The 16,440-nt window shown below is 61.6% G+C and carries 16 protein-coding genes; 9 read left to right on the forward strand and 7 right to left on the reverse strand.

All coding sequences use genetic code 11. From position 1 onward, the window contains the following. From ACQKP4_RS17055 to fdhA, 4 genes are all read left to right on the forward strand, one after another. Window positions 1-1,126, forward strand: a 1,126-nt coding sequence (locus tag ACQKP4_RS17055; RefSeq protein WP_427634832.1) for a glycine cleavage T C-terminal barrel domain-containing protein, incomplete at its 5' end; no start/stop codon positions are given. A 174-nt stretch (window positions 1,127-1,300) separates the two neighbouring features. Beyond that, the gene (locus ACQKP4_RS17060; protein ID WP_427634833.1) at window positions 1,301-1,933 is read left to right on the forward strand and encodes a sarcosine oxidase subunit gamma; all 633 of its coding nucleotides are present in this window, start codon (window positions 1,301-1,303) and stop codon (window positions 1,931-1,933) included. Between the two features lie 397 nt (window positions 1,934-2,330). Next, entirely contained in the window at window positions 2,331-3,188 is an 858-nt protein-coding gene (gene purU / locus ACQKP4_RS17065; RefSeq protein WP_427634834.1) for a formyltetrahydrofolate deformylase, read from the forward strand. 206 nt (window positions 3,189-3,394) lie between these two features. Continuing rightward, the gene (fdhA, locus tag ACQKP4_RS17070) at window positions 3,395-4,594 is read left to right on the forward strand and encodes a formaldehyde dehydrogenase, glutathione-independent (protein WP_007947729.1); all 1,200 of its coding nucleotides are present in this window, start codon (window positions 3,395-3,397) and stop codon (window positions 4,592-4,594) included. A gap of 329 nt (window positions 4,595-4,923) precedes the next feature. On the opposite strand, the gene ACQKP4_RS17075 is transcribed toward fdhA, so the two are convergent. Next, window positions 4,924-5,598, reverse strand: coding sequence for an anti-sigma factor (locus ACQKP4_RS17075; RefSeq protein WP_427634835.1), 675 nt, complete (start codon window positions 5,596-5,598; stop codon window positions 4,924-4,926). Then, on the reverse strand, window positions 5,595-6,239 hold the full coding sequence (locus ACQKP4_RS17080; protein WP_427634836.1) for a sigma-70 family RNA polymerase sigma factor: 645 nt from the start codon (window positions 6,237-6,239) through the stop codon (window positions 5,595-5,597). The genes ACQKP4_RS17075 and ACQKP4_RS17080 overlap by 4 nt, the downstream gene beginning before the upstream one ends. 427 nt (window positions 6,240-6,666) lie before the next feature. Between ACQKP4_RS17080 and ACQKP4_RS17085 the strand changes: the two genes are divergently transcribed. Continuing rightward, window positions 6,667-7,224 (forward strand): DUF2780 domain-containing protein, encoded by a 558-nt coding sequence (locus ACQKP4_RS17085; RefSeq protein WP_427634837.1) that lies wholly within the window; start codon window positions 6,667-6,669, stop codon window positions 7,222-7,224. 1 nt (window position 7,225) lies between these two features. On the opposite strand, the gene ACQKP4_RS17090 is transcribed toward ACQKP4_RS17085, so the two are convergent. Further along, window positions 7,226-8,113 carry an acyltransferase gene (locus ACQKP4_RS17090; RefSeq protein ID WP_427634838.1) on the reverse strand — a complete coding sequence of 296 codons (888 nt, stop codon included), beginning with the start codon at window positions 8,111-8,113 and terminating at the stop codon, window positions 7,226-7,228. Between the two features lie 254 nt (window positions 8,114-8,367). On the opposite strand from ACQKP4_RS17090, the gene ACQKP4_RS17095 reads away from it, so the two are divergent. From ACQKP4_RS17095 to creD, 4 genes are all read left to right on the forward strand, one after another. Next, complete coding sequence (locus tag ACQKP4_RS17095) at window positions 8,368-8,874, forward strand: ATP-dependent zinc protease family protein (protein WP_427634839.1); 507 nt, start codon at window positions 8,368-8,370, stop codon at window positions 8,872-8,874. 59 nt (window positions 8,875-8,933) lie between these two features. Next, entirely contained in the window at window positions 8,934-9,614 is a 681-nt protein-coding gene (gene creB / locus ACQKP4_RS17100) for a two-component system response regulator CreB (protein WP_427634840.1), read from the forward strand. Beyond that, entirely contained in the window at window positions 9,614-11,032 is a 1,419-nt protein-coding gene (gene creC / locus ACQKP4_RS17105; RefSeq protein WP_427634841.1) for a two-component system sensor histidine kinase CreC, read from the forward strand. Before creB ends, creC begins: the two co-directional genes overlap by 1 nt. A gap of 192 nt (window positions 11,033-11,224) precedes the next feature. Then, window positions 11,225-12,595, forward strand: coding sequence for a cell envelope integrity protein CreD (gene creD / locus ACQKP4_RS17110; protein WP_427634842.1), 1,371 nt, complete (start codon window positions 11,225-11,227; stop codon window positions 12,593-12,595). 210 nt (window positions 12,596-12,805) lie between these two features. Here creD and ACQKP4_RS17115 read toward each other — a convergent pair whose 3' ends face one another. The 4 genes from ACQKP4_RS17115 to ACQKP4_RS17130 form a co-directional block, all read right to left on the reverse strand. Continuing rightward, window positions 12,806-13,435: a glutathione S-transferase gene (locus ACQKP4_RS17115; RefSeq protein WP_427634843.1), complete on the reverse strand. Its 630-nt coding sequence runs from the start codon at window positions 13,433-13,435 to the stop codon at window positions 12,806-12,808. 169 nt (window positions 13,436-13,604) lie between these two features. Further along, the gene (locus tag ACQKP4_RS17120; protein WP_427634844.1) at window positions 13,605-14,897 is read right to left on the reverse strand and encodes an MFS transporter; all 1,293 of its coding nucleotides are present in this window, start codon (window positions 14,895-14,897) and stop codon (window positions 13,605-13,607) included. A gap of 229 nt (window positions 14,898-15,126) precedes the next feature. Beyond that, window positions 15,127-15,306 (reverse strand): hypothetical protein, encoded by a 180-nt coding sequence (locus ACQKP4_RS17125; protein WP_427634845.1) that lies wholly within the window; start codon window positions 15,304-15,306, stop codon window positions 15,127-15,129. Then, the gene (locus tag ACQKP4_RS17130) at window positions 15,303-16,433 is read right to left on the reverse strand and encodes a PepSY-associated TM helix domain-containing protein (RefSeq protein ID WP_427634846.1); all 1,131 of its coding nucleotides are present in this window, start codon (window positions 16,431-16,433) and stop codon (window positions 15,303-15,305) included. The genes ACQKP4_RS17125 and ACQKP4_RS17130 overlap by 4 nt, the downstream gene beginning before the upstream one ends. Window positions 16,434-16,440 lie beyond the last annotated feature (7 nt).

Genomic DNA, 16,440 nt, shown 5'->3' on the forward strand with positions numbered 1-16,440 from the left:
CGAAGACGTCGGGCAGTGGAAACGTCCGTGGTACTTCCCGAAAAACGGTGAAGACATTCACGCCGCCGTGAAACGCGAATGCAAAGCCGTGCGCGACAGCGTCGGCCTGCTGGATGCCTCGACCCTCGGCAAGATCGACATTCAAGGCCCGGATGCCCGCGAGTTCCTCAACCGCATCTACACCAACGCCTGGACCAAGCTCGACGTGGGCAAGGCGCGTTACGGCCTGATGTGCAAAGAAGACGGCATGGTCTTCGACGACGGCGTAACGGCGTGCCTGGCCGACAACCATTTCGTGATGACCACCACCACCGGCGGCGCGGCACGCGTGCTGCAATGGCTGGAAATCTACCAACAGACCGAATGGCCAGACCTGAAGGTGTACTTCACCTCCGTGACCGATCACTGGGCAACCATGACCCTGTCCGGGCCGAACAGCCGCAAGCTGCTCGCCGAAGTGACCGACATTGACCTGAGCAACGAAGCGTTCCCGTTCATGACCTGGAAAGAAGGCCTGGTCGGCGGTGTGCCGGCGCGGGTGTTCCGGATCTCGTTTACCGGCGAGCTGTCGTACGAAGTCAACGTGCAAGCCGATTACGCCATGGGCGTGCTCGAAAAAATCGTCGAGGCCGGCAAGCAGTACAACCTGACGCCGTACGGCACCGAAACCATGCACATCCTGCGGGCCGAGAAGGGGTTCATCATCGTCGGCCAGGACACCGACGGCTCGATGACCCCGGACGACTTGAACATGGGGTGGTGTGTCGGTCGCACCAAACCTTTCTCGTGGATCGGCTGGCGTGGCATGAACCGCGAAGACTGCGTGCGTGATCAACGCAAACAGCTGGTCGGTCTGAAGCCGATCGATCCGACCCAATGGCTGCCGGAAGGCGCGCAGTTGGTGTTCAACCCCAAGCAGACCATCCCGATGACGATGGTCGGTCACGTCACGTCCAGCTACTTGCACAACTCCTTGGGCTATTCGTTTGCCATGGGCGTGGTCAAGGGCGGCTTGAAGCGCATCGGTGAGCGCGTGTTTGCACCGCTGGCGGATGGCCGCGTGATCGAGGCGGAGATTGTTTCTTCGGTGTTCTTCGATCCGAAGGGTGATCGCCAGAACATCTAGTGGCTCTAGAGCTTGTGGATGGGCAATGACACCGAGTCGGCCCATTCGCGAGCAAGCCCGCTCCCACAGGGGAACGCGGTCCAAATGTGGGAGCGGGCTTGCTGGCGAAGACGGCAGCCCAGTCACCACAGGGTTGAGACCAACCGCACAACAGAATTCAGGAACAGGTGCTTTATGACCACAGCCAACGTTTACCAACAACGCCCAGCCACCGGGGCTAAGGCCGAGTCGTCGCTGCATCATGCCGACCTCGCCAGCCTGGTGGGCAAGGGCCGCAAAAGCGCCGGCGTGATCGTGCGTGAGAAAAAACTCCTCGGCCACCTGACCCTCCGTGGCGATGGTCACGATGCGGCGTTCAGCGCTGGCGTGCACAAGGCGTTGGGCATCGAATTGCCGGGCGCGCTGACCGTTATCGTCAAAGGCGAAACCAGCCTGCAATGGATGGGGCCGGATGAATGGCTGCTCATCGTGCCGACCGGTGAAGAATTCGCCGCCGAGCAAAAGCTGCGTGAAGCATTGGGCGACCTGCACATCCAGATCGTCAACGTCAGCGGCGGCCAGCAGATCCTCGAACTGAGCGGCCCGAACGTGCGCCAGGTGCTGATGAAATCCACCAGCTACGACGTGCACCCCAACAGCTTCCCGGTGGGCAAGGCTGTCGGCACCGTGTTCGCCAAGTCGCAACTGGTGATCCGCCACACCGCCGAAGACACCTGGGAACTGCTGATCCGCCGCAGCTTCTCGGATTACTGGTGGTTGTGGTTGCAGGACGCAGCGGCTGAGTACGGACTTAGCGTCCAGGCGTAATCGCGGCGCCAGAGCTTTTTGTGGCAGGTGGCTTGCTGTGGAGAAGAGCTTTTGTGGGAAGGAGGCTTGCTGTGGTTTGGGGCTTCTGTGGCAAGGAGGCTTGGTGTGGTGAGGAAGCTTTTGTGGCGAGGGGGCTTGCCCCCGTTGGGTCGCGCAGCGGCCCCAAATCCTGATAAACGCGGTTTGACTGACACACCGCGTTTTCTGGATTCACGACTGCTTCGCAGCCGAACGGGGGCAAGCCCCCTCGCCACAAAAGCTCCTCACCACACCAAGCCCTTAGCCACAAAGGGCTCTAGTTACAAAGGTCCCTAGCCACAAAAGCTCTCCAGTTCAAAAGCCCCCTCGCCACAGAGTTCGCTCTGTTCACCGTTTTCGCAGCAGGAGTCACCGCACTATGAGCCGCGCCCCAGACACATGGATTCTGACCGCCGATTGCCCCAGTGTCCTCGGCACCGTGGACGCGGTGACCCGCTTTCTGTTCGAGCAGGGCTGCTACGTCACCGAGCACCATTCCTTCGATGACCGGCTCTCGGGCCGTTTCTTCATTCGCGTGGAATTCCGCCAGCCCGACGGCTTCGACGAACAAGCCTTTCGCGCCGGCCTCGAAGAGCGTGGTGCGAATTTCGGGATGATCTTCGAACTCACCGCGCCGAACTACCGGCCAAAAGTGGTGATCATGGTCTCCAAGGCCGATCACTGCCTCAACGACTTGCTCTACCGCCAGCGCATCGGCCAGTTGTCGATGGACGTCGCCGCCGTGGTTTCCAACCACCCGGACCTCAAGCCGTTGGCCGACTGGCATCAGATTCCCTATCACCATTTCCCGCTGGACCCGAACGACAAACCGTCGCAAGAGCGCCAGGTGTGGCAAGTGATCGAAGAGTCCGGTGCCGAACTGGTGATCCTTGCCCGTTACATGCAAGTCCTGTCGCCCGAGCTGTGCCGCAAACTCGACGGCAAGGCGATCAATATTCACCACTCCCTGCTGCCCGGTTTCAAAGGCGCCAAGCCGTATCACCAGGCCTACAACAAAGGCGTGAAACTGGTCGGCGCGACCGCGCATTACATCAACAACGACCTCGACGAAGGCCCGATCATCGCCCAGGGCGTCGAGGTGGTGGACCACAGTCATTACCCGGAAGACTTGATCGCCAAGGGGCGGGATATCGAGGGCCTGACGTTGGCGCGGGCGGTGGGTTATCACATTGAGCGACGGGTGTTTCTTAACGCCAATCGCACGGTTGTTCTCTAGATCGCCTTCGCGAGCAAGCCCGCTCCCACAGGGTTTTGTGTGGATCGCAAACCTTGTGTACACCCCGATCCACTGTGGGAGCGGGCTTGCTCGCGAAGAGGCCATAACAAACAACACAAGACACACAGGCAATAACCCGAGCAATCAACGCGCCGCCGCTCCATGGCGACGCGACCGCTACATAAAAACAACAGCGAGGTGAAAGCATGTCTGGCAATCGTGGTGTGGTGTATCTCGGCAATGGCAAGGTCGAAATACAGAAAATCGACTATCCGAAAATGCAGGACCCGCGCGGCAGGAAGATTAACCACGCCGTGATCCTGCGTGTGGTGTCCACCAACATCTGTGGTTCCGATCAGCACATGGTGCGCGGTCGTACCACCGCTCAGACCGGTCTGGTGCTGGGCCACGAAATCACTGGCGAAGTGATCGAGAAGGGCAGTGACGTCGAGAACCTGCAGATCGGCGACCTGGTCTCTGTTCCGTTCAACGTGGCTTGCGGGCGCTGCCGTTCCTGCAAGGAAATGCACACCGGGGTCTGCCTCAGCGTCAACCCGGCCCGTCCAGGCGGCGCTTATGGTTACGTCGACATGGGCGACTGGACCGGTGGCCAGGCTGAATACGCGATGGTGCCGTACGCCGACTTCAACCTGCTGAAACTGCCGGACCGCGACCGCGCAATGGAGAAAATCCGCGACCTGACGTGCCTCTCCGACATCCTGCCCACCGGTTATCACGGCGCCGTAACGGCGGGCGTGGGTCCGGGCAGCACGGTGTACATCGCCGGCGCGGGTCCGGTGGGTCTGGCGGCTGCCGCTTCCGCTCGCCTGTTGGGCGCGGCAGTGGTGATCATCGGTGACGTCAACACCGTCCGCCTGGCCCACGCCAAGGCCCAGGGTTTTGAAATCGCCGACCTGTCCCTCGACACTCCGTTGCACGAGCAAATCGCCGCACTGCTGGGCGAGCCTGAAGTGGATTGCGCCGTCGACGCCGTGGGCTTCGAGGCGCGCGGCCACGGTCATGACGGTGTGAAACACGAAGCCCCGGCCACCGTGCTCAACTCGCTGATGGGCGTGGTGCGCGTGGCAGGCAAAATCGGTATTCCGGGCCTGTACGTGACGGAAGATCCGGGTGCGGTGGATGCTGCGGCGAAAATGGGCAGCCTGAGCATTCGCTTCGGTCTGGGCTGGGCCAAATCCCACAGCTTCCACACCGGCCAGACGCCGGTGATGAAGTACAACCGCCAGTTGATGCAGGCGATCATGTGGGACCGCATTCATATCGCCGACATCGTTGGTGTGGAAGTCATCAGCCTGGATGACGCGCCACGTGGGTATGGCGAGTTCGATGCGGGTGTGCCGAAGAAGTTTGTGATTGATCCGCATAAGCTGTTCAGCGCGGCGTAAGGCTTCACGCAAAGCAAAACGGCGACCTTCGGGTCGCCGTTTTTATTGGGATCACCAAAACCCTATGGCCAAGGGGCCTACTGTGGTTTGGGGCTTCTGTGGCAAGGGGGCTTGCTGTGGTGAGGAGGATTGCTGTGGCAAGGGGGCTTGCTGTGGGAGGAGGCTTGCTGTGGGGAGGAGGCTTCTGTGGCGAGGGGGCTTGCCCCCGTTGGGCTGCGAAGCAGCCCCAAATCCCGATACACGCGGTTTGACTGACACACCGCGTTTATGCGGATTTGGGGCCGCTGCGCGACCCAACGGGGGCAAGCCCCCTCACCACAAAAAGCAAGTCAAAGTGCGGCCAGTGCGCCTTGATACAGGACCGGCCCGGTCGGCTGCCCGGTTGGCGAACCACCCTTCGGTTCCAGACTCACCGCCAGCGCAATCGGTTTGCCGATCAATGCCCGCTGCGCATCGCTTAGCGCTACGCGACCCTTGCCCCCCGCCGGAATGACCCCCAGCGAAATCGGCTTGCCATCCGCCGGAATTGCCCACAGCTCCAGGCTTTGCTCCGGTGTCACGGCCGCCAACGTCAGCGGCTCGACGTTCAGGTAGTTTTCGTGAGCTTCGACTTTCAGCGCAGGCTGCGCGTCGGCGGTCAGCAATGTGGCGCTGTATCGCGGCTCATCGCGGTTGTAGAGCACGCTCAGGAACACGACCACCGCCAACGTACAAATCGCCGCCATTACGCGCAGCCAGTTCCAGAACGGACGTTGCTCAGGCACGTGCAGCACTTGCGGATCGATACGCGCGGTAATCCCGTGCCACACGCGATCCGGCACCGGTTGTTCGGGCAATGCTTGCGTCAGGCTGGCGAGGCTTTCTTGCCACTGCGCCAGTTCCCCGCGCAACGCGGCATCGTCCAGCAACAGCTGCTCAAAACGTCGGCGAGCGCCCCCCGGCATCAGGCCGATGGCGTAATCGGCGGCGAGGGCGCGGCGCAGGGTCGGGGTTTGATAGTTCATGATTCAAGGCACCTGCGCAGGCGCTCCATGCCGCGACGAATCCAGGACTTCACCGAGCCCAGCGGTGCGGCCAGGTGTTGCGCCAGTTCAGAGCACGACAGCCCCTGAAAGTACGCCACGGTGATCGATTCACGCTGCATGCCGTCGAGGCTGTCCAGGCAGCGGTTCAAGGCGTTGGCCTCGCGGGCGCTGCTCAATTGTTCGTGGGCCGAGGGACTTTCATCCACCAGCGCCTGTTCTTCGAGATCGCTCAGCGGTCGGTCGCGGTGTTTGCGCAACTGGTCGATGGCCTGGTTGCGGGTGATGTTGATCATCCAGGTCATTGGCGCCGACAGGTGCGCTTCGTAGCGCGAAGCGTTGTTCCAGATGCGCACAAAACTTTCCTGCAACACTTCTTCGGCGAGATCCGGGCGGCCCATGAAACGCAGGGCAACGCCATGCAGCTGCGGGCCGACGCTGCGGTAAAGCGTCTCGAAGGCGCGGCGGTCACCCAGCGAACACTGGGCCAGAAGCTGCCGGAGCTGGTCGGTATCGGCGACGGAAATAACGGTTCTCCAGACAATCGGGGGAATGGCGCTGTGCTGCGTGCGGTGCCGGTTGCAGGCAGAGGTTAGTTCACGGCGCGCCGTTGTTCCATTCACGGGGGAACCCTTGAGGGGGAGAGCCGGCCAGACGTTTCTGTCCGTGCTTGATATACGCGGGGCGGGCTAGACTGGATGCAACACAACGGGATTCTTTTCGACTGTGGTCAATTGTGGCGAGGAGGCTTGCTGTGGCGAGGGGGCTTGCTGTGGCGAGGGGGCTTGCCCCCGTTGGGTCGCGCAGCGGCCCTAAATTCTGATAAGCGCGGTTTGACTGACACACCGCGTTTTCTGGATTCACGACTGCTACGCAGCCGAACGGGGGCAAGCCCCCTCGCCACGAAAGCCCCATCACCACAAAAGCCCCCTCACCACAAAGCCCGCTCCCACAGGTGGATTGGGAACAATCCCCGGGGATGCCAGTCGAACACACAGTTTTTGCGCCACCCACGGGTGGGTGGTTTTTATGCCTAAAGAGGATGTCTGGATGAAGATTTCACGCGGTTTTGCACTGGCTTCGCTGATGAGTCTGGCCGCCAGCCCGGTCTTCGCCGGTTTCAGCCTGGATGATGTGACCAAAGCGGCGGCGAGCATGCAAGGCGGTAACGCCGCGACGGCTGCCGCACCGACGAAGGAAACCGCTGGCCTGCTTGGCGCGCTGACTTCGCAATTGAACGTCACCCCGCAACAAGCCGTCGGCGGCACTGGCGCGATGCTGGGGCTGGCGAAGAATCAACTGAGTTCGACCGATTACTCGCAACTGGCCAAAGAGGTGCCGGGGCTGGACAAACTGTCCGGCGGCGGTCAGATGGGCGCCCTGGCCGGGATGCTCGGTTCGTCCGGCAAGTCGGCCGGCCTGGAAAATGCCCTGGGCAATGTGAAAAACACCAACGACCTGAACAGTGCCTTCAGCGCGCTGGGCATGGACAACAGCATGGTCGGCCAGTTTGCCCCGGTGATCCTCAAATACCTGGGCGATCAGGGCGTCGGCGGTTCGTTGCTGCAGAACCTCGGCGGCATCTGGGGCGCCGGTTCCGGTAGCTGATTCAGCGGCTTTCGGCGCGCAACGCGTCGATGCGCAGATCCTTTTCGGTCCAGAGCTGGTTGACCCAGTTCTGCACCGTTTCACGGAACTGCGGGTCGTTTTCGTAATCGCCTTGCCACAGCGCCGGGTCGAGCTCGCGGGTCTTGATGTCGATGATCACCCTCGGCACATTGCCGCTGATCAAATCCCAGAAACCCGGAATTTTCGGCTGTGGATACACCACCGTCACGTCCAGAATGGCGTCCAGCTGTTCGCCCATCGCCGCCAATACAAACGCCACGCCGCCGGCCTTGGGTTTCAGCAGATGGGTGAAGGGTGACTGCTGTTGCTGGCGTTTTGCAGGGGTAAATCGCGTGCCTTCCAGGTAATTGACCACCGTCACCGGCTGGCGCTTGTACAGCTCGCACGCGGCTTTGGTGATTTCCAGGTCCTTGCCGGCCAGTTCCGGGTGCTTCGCCAGAAACGCCTTGGTGTAGCGCTTCATGAACGGATAATCCAGCGCCCACCAGGCCAGGCCCAGGAACGGTACCCAGATCAATTCTTTCTTGAGGAAGAACTTGAAGAACGGCGTGCGCCGGTTGAGCGTCTGGATCAGCGCCGGGATATCGACCCAGGATTGATGGTTGCTGATCACCAGGTACGAGGTGTCGACCCGCAGGTCGGCGCTGCCGCGAATCTCCCATTGCGTGGGGATGCACAGGCGGAAGATCAGCTTGTCGATTTCGGCCCAGGTCTCGGCGATCCACATCACCGCCCATGAGGCGTAATCGCGCAAACGCCCGGGCAGGACCAGTTTGAGCAGGGCAAACACCATCAGCGGCCCGAACAGGACCAGGGTGTTGAGCAACAGCAGCAGGGTAACGAAACAGCCGGTGAGCAGGCGGCGCATAAGTAACTCTTGAAATCATTTGGGCGCGCCATGATAAGCAGCTTCGGGCGACAGGCCAAATCCGTGACGACGAATGTTTCACGTTTGCAGCGATATGCTTGAGTGATATTGATCCGGCGCGGGTCGTGGAGTGATGGCCCTGGCCCCCTGTGGGAGCGGGCTTGCTCGCGAAAGATCTCCGGAACGAACGAATCCCTTGCCGACTGTCTAAAATCTCGCGTTCGACGCCCCAATTTTCCAAGGATGCCCATTACGTGAAATCGCTCCTCGCACTGCTTTCCCTGGTGGCCCTGCCTGCCCTGGCCGCCGAGCCGACCCTGTACGGACGGTACGAATACATCGCGTTGCCGGAAATCGGCGGTGAAGTGCTCAAGGCCAAAATGGACACCGGCGCCCTGACCGCGTCGCTGTCGGCCAAGGACATCGAACTCTTCACCCGCGACGGCGAAGACTGGGTGCGTTTCCGTCTCGCCACCAAAGACGCCAGCAATAAGGTCTACGAACACAAGGTTGCGCGGATCAGCAAGATCAAGACCCGTTCCGAAGAAGACGAGGACGACAGTGAAGTCGTCGCACCCACCAAGCGCCCGGTGGTCGATCTGGAGCTGTGCCTGGGCAACGTCAAGCGCACCGTCGAGGTCAACCTGACCGACCGCAGCAGCTTCAACTACCCGTTGCTGATCGGCGCCAAAGCCTTGCGTGAGTTCGGCGCGGCGGTGAACCCGGCGCGGCGTTTCACCGCCGACAAACCCGACTGCTGATTGACGGGATGTGAGGCTTGGGGCACCGTTCGCCCACTTAACTGCCGGGCTCGGACGCCATGCCTCATATCCTGATAGTCGAAGACGAAGCGGCGATTGCCGACACCCTGATATTCGCCTTGCAGTGCGAGGGGTTCACCACCACGTGGCTGAGCCTCGGCGCCGCTGCGCTTGAGCACCAGCGGGCGACGCCCGCCGACCTGATCATCCTCGACATCGGTCTGCCGGACATCAGCGGCTTCGAGACCTGCAAGCAACTGCGCCGCTTCAGCGAAGTGCCGGTGATTTTTCTCAGCGCCCGCGAGGCGGAAATCGATCGCGTGGTGGGCCTGGAAATCGGCGCCGACGATTACGTGGTCAAGCCATTCAGCCCACGGGAAGTGGCGGCGCGGGTCCGGGCGATTCTCAAGCGCGCGGCCCCGCGTGCCGTGGTCGAAGCGGAATCGACGTTGTTCAGTGTCGACAGCGAGCGCGTGCAGATCAGCTATCGCGCTCAGGTGCTGAACCTGACGCGCCACGAATTCCGTCTGCTGCAATGCCTGCTGGAACAACCCGAACGCGTGTTCAGCCGCGAGCAACTGCTCGATGCGTTGGGCGTTGCCGCCGACGCCGGTTACGAGCGCAGCATCGACAGCCACATCAAAAGCCTGCGCGCCAAATTACGCCGGGTGAACGCCGACGCCGAGCCGATCCAGACCCATCGCGGCCTCGGCTACAGCTACAGCCCGGGGCACAGCTGATGCCGCTGGGGATCCGGATTTTCCTCGTGTACGTGTTGTTCATCGGTCTGACCGGCTACTTCGTGCTCAACACCGTGATGGAAGAAATCCGCCCCGGCGTGCGCCAGTCCACCGAAGAAACCCTGGTCGACACCGCGAACCTGATGGCCGAAATCCTGCGCGATGATTTCAAGGCCGGCACCCTCAACCAGAATCGCTGGCCGCAACTGCTCAAGGCTTACGGCGAGCGACAACCGAAGGCGAGCATCTGGGGCCTGCCGAAAAACCAGGTCAACCACCGCATCTACGTCACCGACGCCAAAGGCATCGTGGTGCTGGATTCCAGCGGCGTCGCGGTGGGCCAGGATTACTCGCGCTGGAACGACGTCTACCTGACCTTGCGCGGTGAATACGGCGCGCGGTCCACCCGCAGCGATCCCGGCGATGCGAACTCATCGGTGATGCACGTCGGCGCACCGATTCGCGACAACGGCCAGATCATCGGCGTGGTCACCGTGGCCAAGCCCAACAGCTCGTTGCAGCCTTACGTGGATCGCACCGAGCGCCGCTTGCTGGCTTACGGCGCCGGGCTGATCGGCCTGGGCCTGCTGTTCGGCGCGCTGTTGTCGTGGTGGTTGAGCGCGGCACTGCGGCGCTTGACCGCTTATGCACAAGCGGTGAGCGAGGGGCGGCGGGTCGAGGTTCCGCATTATCGCGGCGGCGAACTGCAGCAGTTGGCGTCGGCAGTGGAGCAGATGCGCACGCAGCTGGAAGGCAAGGCGTACGTCGAGCGTTACGTGCACACCCTGACCCACGAATTGAAGAGCCCGCTGGCGGCGATTCGCGGCGCGGCAGAATTGCTGCAAGGCGACATGCCGTTGGCGCAGCGGCAGCGCTTTGTCAGCAACATCGACAACGAAAGCGTGCGGATGCAGCAGTTGATTGAACGGTTGTTGACGCTGGCTCAGGTTGAACAGCGTCAAGGGCTGGAAGAACGCGTCGAGGTGCCCTTGGCCGCGTTGGTGGACGAGTTGCTGGAGGCTCAGGCCGGGCGAATCGAAGGCAAACAGTTGCGTGTGGAACAGACGATTGCAGCGGAGCTGGCGATCACCGGCGAGCCGTTTCTGCTGCGTCAGGCGCTGGGAAATCTGCTGGAAAACGCGCTGGATTTCACCCCGGCCCTGGGGGTGTTGCGCTTCAGCGCCGAGCGGGTCGGGCAGGCGATTGAGTTCCGGCTGTTCAACCAGGCCGAGGCGATTCCGGACTATGCGCTGCCGCGATTGAGCGAGCGGTTCTATTCGTTGCCGCGTCCGGACACCGGGCGCAAGAGCACCGGGTTGGGACTCAACTTTGTTGAAGAAGTGGTGCAGTTACACGGTGGCTCAATGAGCATTGGCAATGTCGAGGGCGGGGTTGAAGTCAGGGTGTGCCTGGCTTAGGACCGAGTTGCCGCCTTCGCGAGCAAGCCCGCTCCCACAGTTGATCGCATTCTGCTGAAGTATCCGGTTCAACTGTGGGAGCGGGCTTGCTCGCGAAGGGCATTCAGTTTCCACACACTCTCCACATTTCCCCCACAAAGCCTCCACACAGCGAAGCCAGACTCTCCCTCATTCGAACAGGGAGAGACCCACATGAACCGCAGCCTGACTCTAAAACTCGGGGCCATTGCCCTTTTGATCCTGCTACTGCTGATCCCGTTGCTGATGATCAACGGCATCATCCAGGACCGCCAGCAACTGCGAGACGGCGTGCTCGAAGACATCGCCCGCAGCTCCAGTTTCAGCCAGCAACTGAGCGGCCCGCTGATGGTGGTGCCATACCGCAAAGTGGTGCGCACCTGGAAGCTCAACGAGAAAACCAACGTGCGTTACCAGGAAGTCGGTGAAGAGCGCGGGCGCTTGTATTTCCTCCCCGAGCACTTCGAACTCGATGGCCAGGTCCAGACCGAACTGCGCGCGCGCGGCATTTACGAAGCGCGCCTGTTCCACGCCGACAACCACATCAGCGGGCACTTTTCGGTCCCGGCGCAATTGGGCATCAAGGAAGACTTCGACGATTACCAGTTCGATCAGCCGTTCCTGGCGGTCGGGATCAGCGACATTCGTGGCATCGAAAACGCCTTGAAACTCGACCTCAATGGCCAGAGCCTGGACTTCGTTCCGGGCAGTCAGGTCGGCTGGCTGGGTGAGGGCGTGCACGTGACGCTGCCGGCGCTGGACACCAGACAAGCCACGGAACTGGCGTTCGGTTTCGACCTGCGCCTGCAAGGCACCGGCCAGTTGCAAGTGCTGCCGGTGGGCAAAACCAGCAAGGTGTCGCTGACCGCCAACTGGCCGCACCCGAGCTTTATCGGTAACTACTTGCCGGCCCAGCGAGAGGTGAACGATCAAGGGTTCACGGCCAATTGGCAGACCTCGTTTTTCTCCACCAACCTGCAAGAAGCGCTGAGCACTTGCGTGTCGGGCGGTGGCTGCGAGGCGTACAACGACCGTAGCTTCGGCGTGAGTTTCATCAACCCGGTGGATCAATACCTGAAGAGCGATCGGGCGATCAAATACGCGCTGCTGTTCATCGTCCTGACCTTCGCCGGTTTCTTCCTCTTTGAAGTGCTGAAAAGCCTGGCGGTGCACCCGGTGCAGTACGCGTTGGTGGGTGTGGCGCTGGCGTTCTTCTATCTGTTGTTGCTGTCGCTGTCCGAGCACATTGGTTTTGCCTTGGCGTACCTGGTGTCGGCGAGCGGTTGTGTGCTGTTGATCGGGTTCTATGTCTGTCACGTGCTGCGCAGCGTGCGCCACGGCTTGAGTTTTTCGGCGGGGTTGGCGGCGTTGTATGGCTTGCTCTACGGCTTGTTGAGTGCCGAGGATTACGCGTTGTTGATGGGCTCGTTGCTGCTGTTCGGTTTGCTCGGGGTGTTCATGGTGCTGACCCGCAAACTGGACTGGTACGGGATCGGGCAGAAGACGGCCAAGCCGCTTGAGTTTGATCTCGGGGCGGTGCAATGAGCCGGTCGTTGGGGTTGCGCGAAGATCAGCGGGTGGGGGCGGTGTTGGCGGCGCTGATCGTTGGGTTGTTTCCGGTGGATCCGGTGTGGTCCCTTCGCGAGCAAGCCCGCTCCCACACTGGATCTCCAGTGAACACAAAGTGTGTGCAAACCGCAGATATCCTGTGGGAGCGGGCTCGCTCGCGAAGAGGCCGGTAAGGCTGGCGAAAATTTAAACCTTGGGCATCGTCGCCACCATCGAAGGCCGCTGACTGACCTCGAAATACCACGCCGCCAACTGCGGATTCGCCTCGCGCCATGCCAGATCCGCATGGCGCAAGTCGAGGTAACCCAAGGCGCAGGCCACACTGATCGCCGCCACATCGAAATGGCTGGTCAGCTCGGCAATCGCGTCTTTTTCCAGCAACGCCAAGGCGCGACGAATCTTCTCGCGCTGACCTTCGAGCCACGCTTCCCAGTGTTTCTCGGGCGCGCGCAGGGCCAGTTCATAGCGAACCATCACCGCGGCGTCCATGATCCCGTCGGCCAGGGAGGCCAGGGTCAGGCGCCGCCAGCGGGCCGAACCTTCACGCGGGATCAGCGGGTTGCCGACGTGTTGCTGGTCGAGGTAATCGAGGATCACCCGGCTGTCATGAATCACGTTGCCGTCGGCCAGGCGCAGGGCCGGGATCTTGCCGATCGGGTTGTCTTCGTTCAGGGCCGGGTCAGGGCTGACCGGGGACAGGACGCAGTCTTGCAGGGCGACGCGGTCGGTCTGACCGGTTTCGTGCAGCAGCACCATGACTTTGCGGACGAAGGGCGATAGCGAGTTGTGGAACAGGGTCATGCTCGGGGTGGACATGGTCGCGTCTCGGTAGGGGCAGTGCCGGGCAGCATAGCGCGTTGGTCCGATTGCTCAAGATCACACGTGTGGGAGCGGGCTTGCTCGCGAAGGCGTCAGGTCAGTCAACATCGATTTCGACTGACACACCGCCTTCGCGAGCAAGCCCGCTCCCACAGGGTTACGCGTCTTATCTGGCGGGCACTGCGGTTTGCAGACCCGGCCCGGTGTGTTGCGGCTTCAGTTCACGCGCCACGGTCCAGACGATGAACGCCGCCACGATGTCGAAAATCGCCAGCACCACGAACAGCGGGCTGTAGCCGATCTTGGTCACCATCACGCCGAACACCAGGGTGAACGCCGCCGCGCCCAAGTAGCCGAACATACCGCCCATGCCGGTGGCCGTGGCCACTTCGTTTTTGCCAAAGGAGTCGGAGGTGATCGCATACAGCGCGCCGGACAATGTCTGGTGGGCGAAACCACCGATGCACAGCAGCGCAATCGCGGTGTAAGGGCTGGCCACCAGACCGATACAGGCCGGGCCGATCATGCACGAGGCGCCGAACAGCAAGACCATTTTGCGCGAGGTGAACAACGACACTTTCAGGTGTTTGTGGAAGAACGGGCTCAGGTAACCGCCGAGGACGCAGCCAAGGTCGGCCGCCAGGAACGGCAGCCAGGCGAACATCGCGATTTCCTTGATGTTCATGTGACGTTCGGTCATCAGGTACAGCGGGATCCACGCGTTGAACGTCTGCCAGGCCGGCTCGGAGAGCATCCGGGCGCTGGCGATGGCGTAGAAGTTGCGGCTGCCGATGATCTTCTTCCAGCTGCCCTTTTTGCTGGTCGGGTCTTTGAAGTGATCTTCCTGGCCGCTGAGGATGTAGTCGCGTTCTTCATCGCTCAGGCGCTTCTGGTCGCGCGGGTGTTTGTAGAGGATCAGCCAGAGAAAACTCCAGACCACGCCCAGACCGCCGACGATCAGGAACGCCAGTTCCCAGCCGCTGTGCAGAATGGCCCAGACCACCAGTGGTGGCGCGAGCAGTGCGCCAATCGACGAACCGATGTTGAACCAGCCAATCGCGACGGAGCGCTCCTTGGCCGGAAACCACTCGGTGGAGGCTTTGACCGCTGCCGGCAAACCGGCCGCTTCCGTCAGGCCGAGCAGGCCACGGACAAACGCCAGCCCCTGCCAGCCCGTGGCCAGCGCTGCCAGCGCACACGCGACCGACCAGGAAAAGGCGAAGATGGCGAAGCCCATTTTGGTGCCGATGGCATCGATGATGTAACCGGCGACTGGCTGCATCAGCGCATAGCAAACCTGCCACGCGACCACGATGTGCGAGTACTGCTCGGTGGAGATGTTCATTTCGCTCATCAGGGTCGGGGCGGCCACTGAGAGGGTATTGCGAGCCAGGTAGTTGACCATCAGGCCGGCCGTCACCAGACCGACCATCCACCAGCGGATGCCTTTGACTTTCATTACTTCACCAGGATTATTTTTGGATTTTGGTGTCGTGCAGCGTTGTTGTAAGTTGTCGTACAACATGCGCCTTTATAGAAGTGCAACGGCTAAATTGTCAATAGATATGTCGGCGGGCTTGCGGGGTGAGGCGAAGGATGGCGTGCGATGTCGTCCTATGACTTCAGGAAATTCGTTGCCACAGAGGCATGCATGCCAAATGTGGGAGCGTGTTGCTCCCACCCATGGATCAGCGGCGTTGCAGCAGGCCGCGCAGGGCGAAAGCGGCCGGCACGCCGAGGCCGAGCCAGCTAAAGGCATCCCAGATTCCGTCGCCGAGCAGCGCGGCAAACAATCCCGCGCCACTGAGCAGGGCGATCACCGTAGGGGTGCCGAAGACTTTCCAGAAGTTCGACTGCCTCGGCTTCATGCGTTGGCCTTCGTCTGTTCGAGCACAGGTTTCGCCGCTTTGCGCCGCACCACCCACAGATAAACGCCGCTGCCGAGCACGATGATGGTCAGCACATCCAGGGTCGCCCAGAGGATTTTCATCGGCATGCCGCCGTAATCACCGAAGTGCAGCGGTTGCGACAGGCCCATCGCGTCCATGTACCACGGTCGCTCGGCGACGGCGGTGACTTGCAGGGTGCTGGCGTCGATCAGCACCGGTGTCAGCAGGTGCGATGTCAGGTGCGTGCTGCCTTTCATGAACACCGCGTAGTGGTGTTCGCTGGAAAACCGGGTGCCGGGGAAGGCAATGAAGTCTGGCGTCATGCCCGGCGCGACGTCCTTGGCGATGTCGAGCAAGCGAGTGGCCGGCGCCAGTTGCGTCAGCGGCGGTGCATCGCGGTACGGCGCGATCATGGCGGTCAGCGCGTCATTGCGCCACGCCGCGATCAGCAGGTCGGCGCAGGCGCTGATCACCCCGGTCACACCCACCACCAGCGCCCAGGTCAGGGTGACCACGCCGATCAGGTTATGCAGGTCGAGCCAGCGCAGGCGCGTGGATTTGTCGTTGCGCACGGTGGCGAATTTCAACCGGCGCATGAACGGCAGGTACAGCACCGTCCCGGACACGATGGCCACGACAAACATCAGCCCCATGAACGCCAACAGCAACTTGCCCGGCAAACCGGCAAACATGTCCACGTGCAGGCGCAGCATGATCATCATGAAACCGCCATTGGCCGACGGCGTTTCCAGCGCTTCGCCAGTGCGGGCGTCGAGCATGAACGTGTGAGACGAGTTGGGCTCGGTGCCGGCGGTCGGCGCCATGATCGCAAACGCGCCGTTAGGCTCTTCTTCGTCAAAGCCGAAATACTGCATGACCTCGCCGGGCCGATGCTTTTGCGCGGCCAGCACCAACTGCTGCAAATTCAGCTGCGGGGTGTCCGCTGGCATTTGCTTCAACTCGGGCGCATTGCCCAGCAGGTGGTCGATCTCATGACTGAAGATCAACGGCAAACCGGTCAGCGCCAGCATCAGCAGGAACACGGTGCAGATCAGGCTGGTCCAGGTGTGGATGAACGACCAGCGGCGAATTGTTTTACTTTTCATTTCATAG

The sequence above is a fragment of the Pseudomonas sp. NPDC086278 genome (assembly GCF_050280905.1).
Classification (GTDB): domain Bacteria; phylum Pseudomonadota; class Gammaproteobacteria; order Pseudomonadales; family Pseudomonadaceae; genus Aquipseudomonas.

Coding starts and splice junctions, on each gene's coding strand:
- ACQKP4_RS17085 (WP_427634837.1), top strand. CDS start 6,667: ATGAAGATTTCACGCGGTTTTGCACTGGCTTCGCTGATGAGTCTGGCC.
- ACQKP4_RS17125 (WP_427634845.1), bottom strand. CDS start 15,306: ATGAAGCCGAGGCAGTCGAACTTCTGGAAAGTCTTCGGCACCCCTACG.
- ACQKP4_RS17120 (WP_427634844.1), bottom strand. CDS start 14,897: ATGAAAGTCAAAGGCATCCGCTGGTGGATGGTCGGTCTGGTGACGGCC.
- creB (WP_427634840.1), top strand. CDS start 8,934: ATGCCTCATATCCTGATAGTCGAAGACGAAGCGGCGATTGCCGACACC.
- ACQKP4_RS17075 (WP_427634835.1), bottom strand. CDS start 5,598: ATGAACTATCAAACCCCGACCCTGCGCCGCGCCCTCGCCGCCGATTAC.
- purU (WP_427634834.1), top strand. CDS start 2,331: ATGAGCCGCGCCCCAGACACATGGATTCTGACCGCCGATTGCCCCAGT.
- creC (WP_427634841.1), top strand. CDS start 9,614: ATGCCGCTGGGGATCCGGATTTTCCTCGTGTACGTGTTGTTCATCGGT.
- creD (WP_427634842.1), top strand. CDS start 11,225: ATGAACCGCAGCCTGACTCTAAAACTCGGGGCCATTGCCCTTTTGATC.
- ACQKP4_RS17130 (WP_427634846.1), bottom strand. CDS start 16,433: ATGAAAAGTAAAACAATTCGCCGCTGGTCGTTCATCCACACCTGGACC.
- fdhA (WP_007947729.1), top strand. CDS start 3,395: ATGTCTGGCAATCGTGGTGTGGTGTATCTCGGCAATGGCAAGGTCGAA.
- ACQKP4_RS17115 (WP_427634843.1), bottom strand. CDS start 13,435: ATGTCCACCCCGAGCATGACCCTGTTCCACAACTCGCTATCGCCCTTC.
- ACQKP4_RS17060 (WP_427634833.1), top strand. CDS start 1,301: ATGACCACAGCCAACGTTTACCAACAACGCCCAGCCACCGGGGCTAAG.
- ACQKP4_RS17090 (WP_427634838.1), bottom strand. CDS start 8,113: ATGCGCCGCCTGCTCACCGGCTGTTTCGTTACCCTGCTGCTGTTGCTC.